The 11,940-nt window shown below is 68.0% G+C and carries 9 protein-coding genes and 2 pseudogenes; 7 read left to right on the top strand and 4 right to left on the bottom strand.

What is annotated here, in order from left to right:
* Positions 1–324: pseudogene (locus tag DK254_RS28095) on the top strand (chemotaxis protein); the annotation flags it as partial.
* 201 nt (positions 325–525) lie between these two features.
* Here the strand turns inward: DK254_RS28095 and DK254_RS28090 are convergent.
* Positions 526–1,230, bottom strand: a complete 705-nt coding sequence (locus tag DK254_RS28090; RefSeq protein WP_109936446.1) for a glutathione binding-like protein — start codon at positions 1,228–1,230, stop codon at positions 526–528.
* A gap of 95 nt (positions 1,231–1,325) precedes the next feature.
* Complete coding sequence (locus DK254_RS28085) at positions 1,326–2,711, bottom strand: NAD-dependent succinate-semialdehyde dehydrogenase (protein WP_109936445.1); 1,386 nt, start codon at positions 2,709–2,711, stop codon at positions 1,326–1,328.
* A 158-nt stretch (positions 2,712–2,869) separates the two neighbouring features.
* Here DK254_RS28085 and DK254_RS28080 point away from each other — a divergent pair, with 158 nt between their 5' ends.
* The 6 genes from DK254_RS28080 to DK254_RS28050 all read left to right on the top strand — a co-directional run bounded on the left by DK254_RS28080 (position 2,870) and on the right by DK254_RS28050 (position 10,198).
* On the top strand, positions 2,870–3,742 hold the full coding sequence (locus tag DK254_RS28080) for a LysR family transcriptional regulator (protein ID WP_089393745.1): 873 nt from the start codon (positions 2,870–2,872) through the stop codon (positions 3,740–3,742).
* Positions 3,743–4,319: 577 nt separating this feature from the next.
* Complete coding sequence (locus DK254_RS28075; RefSeq protein ID WP_109936444.1) at positions 4,320–4,937, top strand: LysE family transporter; 618 nt, start codon at positions 4,320–4,322, stop codon at positions 4,935–4,937.
* Between the two features lie 185 nt (positions 4,938–5,122).
* A complete protein-coding gene (locus DK254_RS28065; protein WP_043267035.1) occupies positions 5,123–5,632 on the top strand; it encodes a sigma-70 family RNA polymerase sigma factor in 510 nt (169 codons plus the stop codon).
* A 5-nt stretch (positions 5,633–5,637) separates the two neighbouring features.
* A complete protein-coding gene (locus DK254_RS28060; protein ID WP_256595974.1) occupies positions 5,638–6,624 on the top strand; it encodes a FecR domain-containing protein in 987 nt (328 codons plus the stop codon).
* A 133-nt stretch (positions 6,625–6,757) separates the two neighbouring features.
* Positions 6,758–9,259 (top strand): TonB-dependent receptor, encoded by a 2,502-nt coding sequence (locus DK254_RS28055; RefSeq protein ID WP_109936442.1) that lies wholly within the window; start codon positions 6,758–6,760, stop codon positions 9,257–9,259.
* Positions 9,260–9,538: 279 nt separating this feature from the next.
* Entirely contained in the window at positions 9,539–10,198 is a 660-nt protein-coding gene (locus tag DK254_RS28050; RefSeq protein ID WP_109936441.1) for a glutathione S-transferase family protein, read from the top strand.
* Positions 10,199–10,261: 63 nt separating this feature from the next.
* Here the strand turns inward: DK254_RS28050 and DK254_RS28045 are convergent, their stop codons facing one another.
* Both DK254_RS28045 and DK254_RS35300 read right to left on the bottom strand, forming a co-directional pair.
* On the bottom strand, positions 10,262–10,540 hold the full coding sequence (locus DK254_RS28045) for a hypothetical protein (protein ID WP_109936440.1): 279 nt from the start codon (positions 10,538–10,540) through the stop codon (positions 10,262–10,264).
* A gap of 437 nt (positions 10,541–10,977) precedes the next feature.
* Positions 10,978–11,940 (bottom strand): annotated as a pseudogene (locus DK254_RS35300) (methyl-accepting chemotaxis protein); the annotation flags it as partial.

The following is an 11,940-nucleotide window of genomic DNA, read 5'->3' as shown; positions in this document are numbered from 1 at the left end:
CAGAACGGCACCCGCGAAGTGGTCAGCGCCATGCACAGCAGCCACCAGCAGGCCCAGGGCAGCGTCAGCCAGGTGGAACAGGCGGTGGCCGCGCTGCGTCGCATCGGCGAAGCGGTGGGGGTGATCAACGACATGAACCTGCAGATCGCCAGCGCCGCCGAAGAACAGAGCGCGGTGGCCGAGGAGATCAACCGCAACGTGGCGGGCATCCGCGACGTGACCGAGTCGCTGTCCGGCCAGGCCCAGGAATCGGCGCAGATCAGCCAGTCGCTGAACGACCTGGCCAACCACCAGCAGGGGTTGATGGGGCAGTTCCGCGTGTAACCGTGGAAGGCGCTTCCCTGTAGGAGCGAGCTTGCTCGCGAACGGGTTCCGCAGCGGGGCTGGTTCGCGAGCAAGCTCGCTCCTACGAAGAGCCCGATTCACAGTGGCCCGCGCCACCGGCGTGGCCGATGATAATCGCGGACGGAGTCCGCTCCTACGATCGTGCTTCCCTGGAGCTGTAGGAGCGGACTCTGTCCGCGATCAGCCCTTGCTCACACTGGCGGCGGTCTGCCCGAAGAGGATCTTCTTGCTTTCCTCGGTCACCGACGGCCGCGAGGAGAACGGCTGGCCTTTCTCATACGCGCGCAGGGTCGCCGGGCGGGCGGCTATGCCTTCGAACCAGCGCTTGAGGTGCGGGAACTCGTCCAGGTCCTGCTGCTGGCGTTGCCACGGCACCACCCAGGGGTAGCTGGCCATGTCGGCGATGCTGTATTCCTCGCCGCCCAGGTAGGGCACCTTCGCCAGGCGCTTGTCCATCACGCCGTACAGGCGGTTGGTCTCGTTGATGTAGCGCTGCATGGCGTAGGGCAGCTTTTCCGGCGCGTATTGCACGAAGTGGTGGTTCTGCCCGGCCATCGGGCCCAGGCCGCCGACCTGCCAGAACAGCCACTCCAGCACCGTCTTGCGCCCGCGCACGTCGCCGGGCATGAAGCGGCCGGTCTTCTCGGCGAGGTAGACGAGGATGGCCCCGGACTCGAACACGCTGATCGGCTCGCCGCCGTCCGCCGGGGCGGTGTCGATGATGGCGGGCATGCGGTTGTTCGGCGAGAAGGCGAGGAACTCCGGCTTGAACTGGTCGCCGGCGCTGATATCGACGGGGTGGATGCGGTAGTCGAGCCCCGTTTCTTCGAGGAACAGGGTGATCTTGTGGCCGTTGGGAGTGGGCCAGTAGTACAGCTCGATCATGGGACCTCCTGAAGTGGGACGCCCCGGCACGGTGCCGGGGCGTACAACGCCCGCGCCCAGGAGAGCGGCGCGGGCCAAAGGCCAAGACTATAGCTTTACTTGCGGTCGATCCAGACGGTCTGCGGGTTGAGGAACTCGCGCAGGCCGAAGTGCGACAGCTCACGGCCGAAACCGCTCTTCTTCACGCCGCCGATCGGCACGCGCGGGTCGGAGGCGGAGAAGCCGTTGATGAACACGCCGCCGCTGACCAGGCGCCGGGCCATCTGCTGGGCCTTGACCTTGTCGGCGCTCCAGATGGCGCCGGACAGGCCGAACTCGCTGTCGTTGGCCAGCTCCAGGGCGTGCTCGGCATCGCGGGCGACTATCACCGAGGCCACCGGGCCGAAGATTTCCTTGACGAAGGCGGTGTTGCCCGGCTTCACGTCGGCCAGCACGGTCGGCGCGTAGTAGTTGCCTTCGCCTTCCAGCTTGTGGCCGCCCAGCAGCAGGCTGGCGCCGTCGGCGATGGCCTGCTGCACCTGGCCGTGCAGCTCGTCGCGCAGGTCGAAGCGGGCCATGGGGCCGACGAAGGTGTCGTCCGCCAGCGGGTCGCCGATCTTCAGCGCCTTGACCGCGGCCAGCAGCTTCTCGGTGAAGGCCGGGGCGACGGATTCCTCGACGATCATGCGCTTGGCGGCGATGCACACCTGGCCGCAGTTGCCGAAGCGGCTGGCCACGGCGGCCTTCACGGCGGCGTCCAGGTCGGCGTCGGCCAGCACGATGAAGGCGTCGGAACCGCCCAGTTCCAGCACGCACTTCTTCAGCGCGGCGCCGGCCTGGGAGGCGATGGCCGCGCCGGCGCCGACGCTGCCGGTCACGGCGATGGAGGCGATACGCTCGTCGGCGATGGCCTTGGAGACCAGCGGCGGCTCGACGTTCAGCACCTCGAACACGCCTTCCGGCAGGCCGGCGTCACGCCAGGCCTTCTGCAGCTGGTAGGCGCAGCCCATGACGTTCGGCGCGTGCTTGAGCACGTAGGTGTTGCCGCCGAGGATGATGCTCACCGCGCCACGCATGACCTGCCAGGTGGGGAAGTTCCACGGCATCACGGCCAGCACCGGGCCCAGCGGCAGGTAGGAGATGTACGCACCCTCGATGCTGGTCTTCTCGTCTTCCAGCATGGCCGGGCCGTGTTCGGCGTACCAGTCGCAGAGGTTGGCGCACTTGTTGATCTCGCCGCGCGCCTGGGTGACCGGCATGCCCATTTCCTGGGCTTCCACGCGGGCCATGGGCTCCACGTTGGCGCGCAGCACCTCGGCCATCCTGCGCAGCACGGCGACGCGCTCGGCCACCGGAGTATCGCGCCACTGGCGGAAGGCGGCGTCGGTGCGGGCCAGCGCGGTTTCCAGCTGGGCGGCGTCCTCGAAGGGGTAGCGGGCCAGTTCCTGGCCGGTGGCGGGGCTGCGCGAGATGGCAGCGGGGATGGCGGCGATCTGGTTCATGGAAGGTCCTTGCACGGCAGGTGGGGCTTGCCGCCGTTGGTCGGCGGCGTGGGTCGTTGGGCCGGCGACACTGGCGCCGGCATGGCGGAGAAATTAAGGTGGCGTACCTTTCATGACAAATGAATAATTCAGAAAGAACCATTCTTTCGGAGAGAAACGTGGACCTGACCCAGCTGGAGTTCTTCCGCGCCGTCGCCCAGGACGGCAGCATCACCGCCGCCGCGGGCCGCCTGCACCGCGTGCCGTCGAACCTGACCACGCGCATCAAGCAGCTGGAAGGCGAGCTGGGCGCCGAACTGTTCATCCGCGAGAAGTCGCGCCTGCGCCTGTCGCCCACCGGGCGCAGCTTCCTCGACTACGCCGAGCGCATCCTCGACCTGGTGGAAGAAGCCCGCCAGGTGGCCAGCGGCGCCGAGCCCCACGGCAGCTTCTCCCTGGGCTCCATGGAAAGCACCGCGGCGGTGCGCATCCCCGAGCTGCTGGCGCGCTACCACCAGCGCTACCCCAAGGTGCAGCTGGACCTTTCCACCGGCCCTTCGGGGGAGATGATCGACGGCGTGCTGGCCGGCCGCTTCATCGCCGCCTTCGCCGACGGCCCGGCCAACCACCCGCAGCTGGACGGCCGCCCGGTGTTCCAGGAGGAACTGGTGCTGATGAGCGCCCAGGGCCACCCACCGGTGCGCGACGCCCGCGACGTGGCGGGGGAGACGGTGTTCGCCTTCCGCGACAGCTGCTCCTACCGCAAGCGCCTGGAAGGCTGGTTCGCCGAGCAGCGGGTGGTGCCGGGCAAGATCATGGAGATGGAGTCCTACCACGGCATGCTCGCCTGCATAGCCGCGGGGGGCGGGGTGGCGATCATCCCCAGGGCGATGTTCGACAGCCTGGCGGGTGGGCGCAACGTGACCATCCACCGCCTGGCCCCCGGCCACGCCGAAGCCACCACCTGGCTGTTCTGGCGCCGCGGCACCGACACCCCGGCGCTGCGGGCCTTCATCGGCTTGCTGGAGCCGGAAAGGCGGGATGCGGCGTAGGGGTATAACCCAGAAAACAACGTAGGAGCAACTGTCTTACAGGCTCTACCGAAGTGCTCTTCGTAGGAGCGAGCTTGCTCGCGAACCGCATGGCACCGCGTTTGTTCGCGAGCAAGCTCGCTCCTACGAGAAGCCATGCTCGCCTGCAACGTAGGAGGACCTTGTCCGCGATAGCCGGAACCACCGGCGCGATTCGCGGATGAGATCCGCTCCTACGCCGCCCCACCCATGCCATTCCCCTGTAGGAGCGCGCCCTGCGCGCGAAATCGCAGGCAGGGCCTGCTCCTACAGGTTGCCGATGGGCACGGCATATATCCCGTAGGAGCGGACTCCGTCCGCGATGGGATTCACCGACCACGCCGAACGCCCCGGTGGTACGGCCAACGGCGGATAACCGCGAACGGTTATGCGCCCTACGTTCTCGCATTTGCGGGTGTGATGAGGGGGAAGCCAGGATTGGGGCGGCTTCCGGCGAGCCGTTGCCAACGCGCCGGAGCAGGCATCCCCCAAGCGCTCTTCGGCGCCGGTGATAGACTGGACCGTTTCAGCGCCCCTGCCTCGCCAAGGAGATCCATTCATGTTCGGAGTGACCGATTACGGCGCGTTCCTCGTTGCGTTCCTCGTTCTGCTGGCCATTCCCGGGCCGGGTAACTTCGCGTTGATCACGGCCACCGGCAAGGGCGGCATCAAGGCCGGGCTGGCGGCAACCTGCGGGGTGATCCTCGGCGATCAGGTGCTGTTGTGGATGGCGGTGGCGGGCGTGGCGACCTTGCTGGCCACCTACCCCGCGGCCTTCCATGCGGTGCAATGGCTGGGCGCCGCCTACCTGGCGTGGCTGGGGCTGCGGATGCTGTTGAGCAAGCCGGGCGGCGCACCCCGCAAGAGCAGCATGCAAAGTGGCCATTACCTGCGCCAGACCATGCTGATCACGCTGCTGAACCCCAAGGCGATCGTGTTCTACATGGCATTCCTGCCGCTGTTCATCGACCCGCTGAGACACCAGGGGCTGGTGACCTTCGCCTTCATGGCGGTGACCGTGGCGGTGGTGACCTTCCTCTACGGCCTGGCGGCCGTTCTGCTGACCCACAGACTGGCCGAGCGCATGCGGGCCAATCCGCGGGTCGCCAATCTGCTGGAGCGCCTGGCCGGGGCCTGCCTGCTGGGGTTCGGCATCAAGCTGGCGGCCATGCGCTAGGCGCCAGCCGGCGGGCTTGCCTGCTGGGCGAAGGCCAGGTGGCAGCCATTGCAGTCGCGTACCCCGAATTCCCGCGAGCCGTAGGGCATGTCCTGCAGCGGCCAGGCGCTCCGGCGAATTGCGCCGGGCAGGGTAAATCCAGTATTGTTGAGAACGATTATCATGTTTAACAAGACTGGAAGTTCATGGACCGCGAGCAGGCATTCGAACGGGATGTTGAACGGCTCTACATTGCCCACCACGGCTGGTTGAAGGGCTGGCTGCAGCGCCGTCTGGGCGGGCATGCCGATGCCGAGGACCTGGCTCAGGATACCTTCGTGCGCGTGATGCGTTCGCGCAGCCCCCTTGCCGACCTGCGCCAGCCGCTGGCCTACCTCGCCACCATCGCCAACAGCCTGCTGGTCAACCGTTGGCGACGCCAGGCGGTGGAACGCGCCTACCTGGAAGCGCTGGCCGCGCGCCCGGAGCGGGTGGCGCCTTCCGAAGAAGAGCGCCTGCTGCTGATCGAAGCGCTGGTGGAGGTGGATGAACTGCTGCACGGCCTCGCTGCGCAGGTGCGGGAGATCTTCCTGATGTCGCAGCTCGACGGCCTGACCTACCCGCAGATCGCCGCGCACCTGGGCCTGAGCGTCAACCAGGTGCAAAAGGCGATGGGCAAGGCCTTCGCCGCCTGCTACGCCAGCCGCTTCGAGTGAGTGCCATGCCCCGCGATACCGACTCCCGCCCCATCCCCGCGGTCATCCGCGATCAGGCCATCGCCTGGTTCACCCTGGCCCAGTCGGGCTGCATGAGCGATGTCGAGCAGCGCCAGTTGCTGAACTGGCGCGAGGCGAGCAGCGAGCATGAGCGCGCCTGGCAGCGCCTGAGCAGCATTCCGCTCAGCCTGCAGCGCCACGCCGGCCCGCTGGCCGACCCACTGGCGCGGCAACTGGCCGGGCGCCGCCACTACAGCGAGCTGGACCGGCGCAAGGCGCTCAAGGTGCTGGTCGGCTTCGGCCTGCTCGGCGGGCTTGCCTGGCAGGGGCGCGACAGCCACTGGGTGCAGGGCGCCATGGCCGACTACCACACCGGCACCGGTGAACGCCGCCAGCAGGCGCTGCCCGATGGCACGCGCCTCTGGCTCAATACCGCCACGGCAGTCGATGTGCGTTACACCGACAGTGCGCGCGAGCTGTACCTGCGTTATGGCGAGGTCGAGATTCTCACTGCCGGCGATGCCGCGGGGCGGCCGTTCCGTGTCGTCAGCCAGGAGGCGATGCTGCAGCCCCTGGGGACGCGCTTCCGGGTCCGGCGGGAGAACGACGGGCAGGGCACCTTCCTGGCGGTCACCCAGGGGCGCGTCGCCGCCAGCTCCCTGGCGGGCGGTGCGCCGACGGTGATCGAGGCGGGCTGGCAGGCGCGCATCGGCGCGGCTGGCGTGGGCAGGCCACAGGCGCTGGACGTGAACCAGGGCGCCTGGGTCGATGGCTACCTGATCGCCGAGCGCATGCGCCTGGCGGACTTCCTCGCCGAGCTGGATCGCTATCGCCCCGGCCTGCTGCGTTGCGACCCGGCGGTGGCGGACATCCGCCTGAGCGGTTCCTACCCGCTGGGCGATACCGACCAGGTGCTGGCCATGCTGGCGGACAGCCTGCCGGTCAGGGTCCAGCGGCGTACCCGCTACTGGGTGACGGTAGGCCCTCGCTGAGGCGGATAGCGCCCTCCAGCGTGGCGATGAAAATAATTCTCAAGAAAGTGGCAGGTTTTCGTTTCTCGCTTGGCCTAGGGGGAAATCCCTGCTCGCACACGCGGGCCCACAACGAGAAACGGACCCTCTGCCCATGACGCTTCACCCCATCGCTCGCGCTCTGCGCCAATCGCTCGGTTTGGCCATGCTCTCCTGTTCCGCGCTCGCCCTGCTGCCGGCCCTGCCGGCGCAGGCCGAAACCACGGCCACGCGGACCCAGCAATACGCCATCCCCGCCGGCCCGCTGGATCAGGTGCTGGGCGAGTTCGGCCGGCGCGCGGGCATTCCGATCTCGGTGAACGCCGGGCTGACCGAAGGCAAGCGCAGCGCCGGGCTCAACGGCGAGTACAGCATCGAGGACGGCTTCGCCCGCATCCTTTCCGGCACGCGGCTGAGCGTGCGGCGCCTGGACAACGGCGGTTACGGCCTGGTGCCCGCGCCGCAGTCCGGCGCGGTGCTGGAGATGGGCGCCACGACCGTTTCCAGCCCGCAGCTCGACCCGACCAGCGAGGGCACCCAGTCCTATTCGGCCCGCGCGGTGACCATCGGCAAGGGCGCGCATACGCTGCGCGAAACGCCGCAGGCGGTGACCGTCCTGACCCGCCAGTACCTGGACGACCGCAACATCACCACCATCGACCAGGCCATGGAAAAGACCCCGGGCATCACCGTGTACGAGTCGCCCATGGGCGGCAAGTACTTCTACTCCCGCGGCTTCATGATGCAGGGGCAGTACCAGTACGACGGCGTGCCGCTGGATGTCGGGGGCGAATATGTCCAGGCCAACAGCTTCTCCGGGGACATGGCCTTCTACGACCGGGTCGAGGTGCTCAAGGGGGCGGCGGGCATGATGAAGGGCTCGGGCAGCTCCACCGGCGGGGTCAACTTCGTACGCAAGCGTGGCCAGAGCACGCCGACCACCCACCTGACGCTCTCGGCGGGCTCCTGGGACGACTACCGCGGCCAGGTGGACAGCGGCGGCCCGCTCAACGAGTCCGGCACGCTGCGCGGGCGCACCGTGGTGGCGCTGCAGGACCGGCAGTATTTCTACGATCTGGGCAAGCGCAAGGACCAGGTCCTCTACGGCGCCCTGGACTACGACGTTACGCCGGACACCACCGTCGGGCTGGGCGTCGCCTACGAGCGGCTCGATGCCAGGCCCTGCTGGCACGGCCTGCCGCGCTACAGCGACGGCTCGGACCTGAAGCTCAGCCGCTCGACCTGCCTGGGGGCGTCCTGGAACAGCTGGGACAGCGAGCGCACCACCGTCTTCGCCGACCTGTCCCACCAATTGAACGAGGACTGGGCCTTCAAGTTCGCCGGTGTCTGGACGCACAACGACCAGGACATCAAGTACGCCCTGTCCGAGACGCCAGGCGGCGTTACCCCGGGCGCCACCACGGCGCCTTCCTCGGTCTACTCCGGGCTGTTCGACTACGACCAGACCGACTACGGCTTCGATGCCTACCTGGACGGGAAATTCGATGCCTTCGGCCTGCAGCACGAGTTGACCGTCGGCGCCAACGCCAGCCGTGCGAAGACCCATGACCATTGGGCGCTGATCAACATGACCAGCCTGCTCGGCGTCTCCCAGGACCCCCTCAACCCCAACCCGCACATGCCCGAGCCGGCGGATAGCTTCTACGCCCCCAACTCCTACCGGGGCGGCCCGGTTCCCACCGAGTCCGACACCCGACAGTTCGGCACCTACGCCACGCTCCGGCTGAAGCTGGCCGAGCCCTTGACCTTCGTCCTCGGCTCCCGCGTCAGCTGGTACCGCAACAACCGCGACTCCTACACCCAGGCCTGGGACTACTGGCAGCACGACAAGAGCCAGGAAAACGGCCAGGTCACGCCCTTCGCGGCGCTCATCTACGACCTGAACGAGGAATGGTCCGTGTACACCAGCTACGCGGATATCTTCCAGCCCCAGAGCACCTACACCGACGAATCCGGCAGCCCGCTGCAGCCCAGGACCGGCGGCAGCTACGAAGTCGGGATCAAGGGCGAGCTGATGGACGGCCGCGTCAATACAGCCTTCAACCTCTTCCGCACGATCGAGGAGCACCGGGCCGAGGCGAACTACGACAGCACCTGCCCCGGCTCCTCGGACGGCTACTGCTACAGCGATGCGGGCAAGGTACGGGCGCAGGGCTTCGAAGCGGAAATCAGCGGCGAGGTGATCGACAGGCTGCAGGTGCTGGCCGGCTATACCTACACCCAGACCAAATACCTCGAGAGCGCGGACGACAACCCGCAGGAAACGGCCTTCGCGGTCACCTATTTCCCGCGCCACCTGTTCCGCGCCTGGGCCGACTACCAACTGGCTGGCGAACTGGATCGGTGGAGCGTGGGCGCCGGCGTTACGACGCAGAGCGACACTTCTGTCACGTCGTCCAGCGTGAAGTCGGTGCAGTCCGGCTACGCCATCTGGAGCGGCCGCCTGGGCTACCGTATCGACGACCACTGGTCGGTCGCCCTCAACGGCAACAACCTGTTCGACAAGAAGTACTACCAGAGCGTGGGGGCCGTTTCCTGGGGCAACTTCTACGGCGAGCCGCGTAACTTCATGGTCACGCTGCAGGGCTCGTTCTGACGTCTGCCCCTCTGGTAGGCGCCTCGCATCGTGAGGCGCCTACCCCTGGCAGGACGCGTTGCGGCCTTACCTGCCAATGCTCGCGAGCCTGGCGCACGAGGCGCCGGGATCGGCCCGCCGGCAGCTTTCGACCCTAAATGGCCGACCGCCCCGGAGCGCTACCGGCCAGGCGGCAAGCCGCGGCCGGCGCGACGGGGCGGCCGTCGGATTCGCGGCGCGCTCCGCCGGGCTGTGCTACCACTTGCCGCTGGCACATCCACTACAAACAGGCGGTCCGCCATGGCGCTCGTGCTCTACGGTCACCCATTTTCCTCGTACACCCAGAAGGTGCTGATGGCGTTGTACGAGAACCAGACACCCTTCGAATTCCGCTGCATCGGCCCCGACACGCCGCAGCACGCGGAGGAATGGTTGCGGCTATGGCCGCTGGGCAAGTTCCCGGTGTTGCTGGACGGCGAGCGCAGCCTCGCCGAGAGCAGCATCATCATCGAGTACCTGCAGCTCACCCGGGGCGGCCCGGTGCGCTGGCTGCCGGACGACCCGCTGGCGGCCCTGGACGTGCGCTTTCTCGACCGCTTCTTCGACCTGCACGTGATGACGCCGGTGCAGCATGCCGTGGGCGGCGCCCTGACCGGCGATGCGACCAAGCGCCAGGAAGCCCTGGCCGACGCGGTGGAAAAGCTCGAACGCGCCTACGCCTGGCTGGAGGGCCAGTTGCCCGGCCGCACCTGGGCCGCGGGCGAAGCCTTCACCCTGGCCGACTGCGCGGCAGCCCCCTCGCTGTTCTATGCCGACTGGACGCACCCCATCGGCGAAAACTACCCGACGTTGCGCGCCTACCGGGCCCGCCTGCTGGCGCGCCCCTCGTTCGCCCGGGCGGTGGACGAGGCCCGGCCCTACCGCCCGCTGTTCCCGCTGGGGGCGCCCGACCGGGACTGAGCCGGGATGAAAAAGGCCGGCCCCGTCGAACGGGCGCCGGCCTGGCAGGGCAGCGATTGCGGGTCAGGCGCCGGCGGGTGCCTCCAGCGCGCGCCTGCGCGCCAGCTCGTACAACTGCCGCGCTTCGCCCACCAGCGGCACCAGGGCGGAAGCCACGCGCGCCGTTTCATGCACCAGCACATCATGGCCTTCGTGCACCTCCAGCACCCGCAGCAGGTCCTCCAGCGCGTTCAGCCGGCGTTCGGCCACTTCGTAGAGATGCTCCGACGGCGCGGAGAGGTCGACATACAGCACGCTTTCATAGGCCTGGGCCTGCAGCGGTACCAGCTTGCGATCAGGCATGGCGCACCTCCGGGGCGGCGGCGAAGGGCAGGGGGGATGGCAAGGCACGCACAACGAACAGAGGGTGATGAGGCATTTCCGTTGCTCCTGGTTCGGAGGAAGGAGCCGCCCGCCCGGAAAGGGCGGCGGACCGTGCGGGGTCGCAGTACCGGTTAACCAGCGTAAAGACCGGCCAGGCCGAAGCCTGCCCCGCACGGCTCGCCATGGCTGCACATAGCAGCAGGCAAGAAAAAGCGCCTGTGCAAGGTGCATCGGCGCTTCGTGCACGCTAGTCATCGCCGGACTGCGATCCGGGCCACGGGATCGACCGTGGCAGGAACGGAATCTAGCGACGGGGTTTGTAGGCTCACAAGGGCGAATATGGGTGGGAGATTTCGGATGGGGCAGGGGCCGATTTCGATGATGGCGGCCCGGCCCGGTCAGCCCTTGCCATGCTGCTTGTTGAGCATCGACTGGATATGCAGCACGGAGTCCTGGGTGCGCTTGGCCAGGTTGCGCACCTCGTCGGCCACCACGGCGAAGCCGCGGCCCTGTTCCCCCGCCCGCGCCGCCTCGATGGCCGCGTTCAGGGCCAGCAGGTTGGTCTGCTCGGCGATGCCCTTGATGACGCCCGCCATCTGGGAGATTTCGGCATAGGTGTTCTGGATGCTGACCTGCTCCCGCTCGCGCAGGGCCTGCGCGGCTTTCTCGTCGGTGATTTCCCGCGTGGCGCCGGTGACCCGCAACAGCACGCCATTGGCATCGCGCAGGCAGCGGCCGCGCTCGCGGAACCACAAATCGCCGCGGGTCTTGTGGCGCATGCGGTACTCGACGACGTACACGCGTTGCCCGGTGGGGTCGGCCATCATCTCGCCGAAGGCCTGCATGACCCGCTGCTGGTCCTCGGGCTGGGTGATGGCGAAATAGCTGTCCCAGCCATCGGGAAATTCCTGGCGGTTGTAGCCGATCAACGAGCGGAACTGATCCGACCAGCGAATCACGTTGGCCGGGTGGTCGGGGTTGCCATCGACCACGCTGAGGTCCCAGCAACCCTCGGTCAGCGTCTGCTTGGTCAGCTCCCAGACCTGCTGCTCCTCCAGAAGCCGCGCGCGTTCGGCCTCGACCGCGGCGGCCCATTCCTCGGCGCGCTTCAGGGCCTGCTCGGTCTCGGCCAACTGTCGCTCCCGCGCATCGAGCGACGCCTGCAGTTCCCGCAGCCGGGTTTCATCGACGGGGGCGTGGCGTTCCGCCTGGCCTTCGAGGCTGGCGCGGTCCCGCTGCCAGTGGTCCTGGACGTCCTGCAGGGCCTGCTCAAGGTCCCGGTGGCGACGCAGCACGGCAGCGTCGGCCGGGCTGCGCCAGTTGCCCGCCAGCCACTGCCGGCACAGTTCGCTCACCTCACCCGCCAGTTCCTTCGCACC

This window comes from Pseudomonas sp. RW407 (assembly GCF_003176655.1).
In the GTDB taxonomy this organism is placed as follows: Bacteria; Pseudomonadota; Gammaproteobacteria; order Pseudomonadales; family Pseudomonadaceae; genus Pseudomonas; species Pseudomonas delhiensis.
This window is presented reverse-complemented; position numbering and strand designations above follow the sequence as displayed.